Here is a 2,267-nt window from a genome sequence, read left to right on the forward strand (position 1 = left end):
TTTTGAGTAGGTCGGGGAATGCCCGCACGTACAGATCCCAGTTGAAGAATGTGTCTTTGAGTTGTTGGAGTGTCGATTTGGGTTGTGCTGCTGGTATTTCCGTTGTGTTTTGTGGGTTCAGTGCGGCCAGGGCGGCGAAGTCGGGGAGGTCGGGTGTGGGTGCGGCCTTGCTGCCGGGTTTCCAGCTTTCGGGCAGGGGGCGCGGTTCCCAGTCGGAATACAGTCGGGCCCAGGTGCCGTCGGCGATGATCGCGTCGAGCCCGGAGTTCAGTGCGTCGATCAGTGGTTGGTTTTCCTTCGCGACGGCCCACGCCGCAACATTGTCCGGAATGAACGAGTTCTGGACAACGGACATCGGGTCGCCGGGTTCGACGATTCCTTCGGCCTGTGGTGATCCTGCCACCCAGACATCGATCTGCCCGGACAGAAGGTTCGCATAGAGGGTGGCGTAATCCGGAAACTCCACCGGGTCGAGTCCGAGGGTGTTCCGAACGTAGTCGTCCTGTTGTGTGCCCTGGACAACGCCGATGCGGGTGGACGAGTTCAGGTCGTCAAACCCCTGGATCGGCCCGTCGGTAGGGGCGACCAACGAGTTGTAGCCGAAGTCGTAGCTATTGGTGAAGCCGACAATGTCACGGCGCTCGTCCGTGGTCCCGATGGATGCCGAACCGACATCGAAGCGGTGGGCGGCAACCTGGGCGAGCAGTCCCGTGAACTCGGTGCCGACGAAGTTGATCTGCAGGCCCAGTTTCGCGGCGATGGCCTTGAGGAGTTCGTTGTCGTAGCCGGAGAACTGGTTCTCCGAGTTGATGCAGATGCTCGGTGGTGCGTCCGTCAGGGTGCCGACGGTGAGGACACCGGGGGTGATCAGGTTCAACCTCGAGGTGTCGATCTGATCGAGCGGGATGACGCTGTCGGTGGTATATCTGTCGACGGTTGTCTCCGACCCCACCTCTACGTTGGTGGGTGCGGCGGTTGCCGAGCCGGGTCCGGGCGGGGAACACAGATCGCGCGCCGCCGCGCCCGATGAACTCTCGCCACTCGAACACGCTGCCAGCAAAAGCACGGCTGCGAGCAGCAGTGCGACCAGAACACGAACCTTCGTTCCGGCTGAAGACAGCATGGTGGCAAGACTAGCCCCGGGTAGAGAGGTTTTCTCGGTCAGCAGATGTCTCGGCGTCCGGCCCGGGTCCTCGATTTCCTACAGGACCTGTGACAGGAACTGTTGCAGCCGTTCAGTTTTCGGTTTCTCGAATAGCTGATCGGGGCTACCGGTCTCGACGACGGAACCGTGGTCCATGAACAGCACGGTGTCGGATACTTCACGGGCGAAACCCATCTCGTGGGTGACCACGACCATCGTCATGCCACCCTTGGCGAGGTCGGCCATCAGCGAGAGCACGCCCTTCACCAGTTCGGGGTCGAGGGCGGACGTGGCCTCATCGAAGAACATCACCTGCGGCTTCATGGCCAGGGCCCGTGCGATGGCGACTCGCTGCTGTTGCCCGCCCGACAGATTGCCGGGCCGTGAATCGGCCTTGTTCGCGAGCCCGACGAGTTCGAGTTGTTCGAGCGCCAGCGACCGCGCCTCGTCCTTCGACATCCCCTTGAGCTTGCGTGGACCGAGGGCGATGTTGTCGGCGACAGTCCTGTGCGGAAACAGGTTGAAGTGCTGGAACACCATCCCGATGCGCTGCCGCAGCTTGTCCGGGTTGTCCTTCAGCACCGACTTGCCGTCGAGGAGGATGTCACCCTGGTCGGGTTCGTGCAGCCGGTTGAGTACGCGCAGAAGCGTCGACTTTCCGGAGCCGGACGGGCCGATCACCGTGACGGTGTGCCCGGCGTCGACGTGAAGGTCCACGCCTCGCAGAACCCGGTTGTTGCCGAACGCCAGATGCAGGTTGGTGCCAGTGAGAGAGTAGGCCATCGCCCTATCCCCCTTCCACGACGATGGACTGCTCCACCGGGTCGAGAGTTCTAGACCTGTCCCTGCGGCCGGTGCGCAGGCGGTGGTCGATGTAGTTGACGAGGTGGGTCAGCGGGACGGTCAGGGCGAGGTAGAACAGGCCGGCGGCTACCAGTGGTGAGAGGCTGCCGGTCTGTGCGTTCAGGTCCCTGCCGACGGCGAACAGTTCTCGCTGGGTTGCCAGCAGGCCCAGGAAGTAGATCAGCGACGAGTCTTTGATCAGGGAGATGAACTGGTTCATCAGGGCGGGCAGGACCCGTCGCACGCCCTGGGGGACGACGACCAGGGCCATCGATCTGCG

At 62.7% G+C, this 2,267-nt stretch carries 3 protein-coding genes; all 3 read right to left on the reverse strand.

What is annotated here, in order from left to right; genetic code table 11:
• The coding region (locus tag AB0I57_RS20030; protein WP_358339327.1) for an ABC transporter substrate-binding protein at positions 1-1,123 on the reverse strand (1,123 nt) is incomplete at its 3' end.
• A 78-nt stretch (positions 1,124-1,201) separates the two neighbouring features.
• A complete protein-coding gene (locus AB0I57_RS20035) occupies positions 1,202-1,927 on the reverse strand; it encodes an amino acid ABC transporter ATP-binding protein (RefSeq protein ID WP_358339330.1) in 726 nt (241 codons plus the stop codon).
• A gap of 4 nt (positions 1,928-1,931) precedes the next feature.
• On the reverse strand, positions 1,932-2,267 hold a 336-nt coding region (locus AB0I57_RS20040), incomplete at its 5' end, for an ABC transporter permease subunit (RefSeq protein WP_358339333.1).

The organism is Rhodococcus sp. NPDC049939, from assembly GCF_040656415.1.
Taxonomy (GTDB): Bacteria; Actinomycetota; Actinomycetes; order Mycobacteriales; family Mycobacteriaceae; genus Rhodococcus_F.

Excerpts from the sequence above, each read along its gene's own strand:
- AB0I57_RS20035 (WP_358339330.1), bottom strand. The coding sequence starts at position 1,927 with ATGGCCTACTCTCTCACTGGCACCAACCTGCATCTGGCGTTCGGCAAC.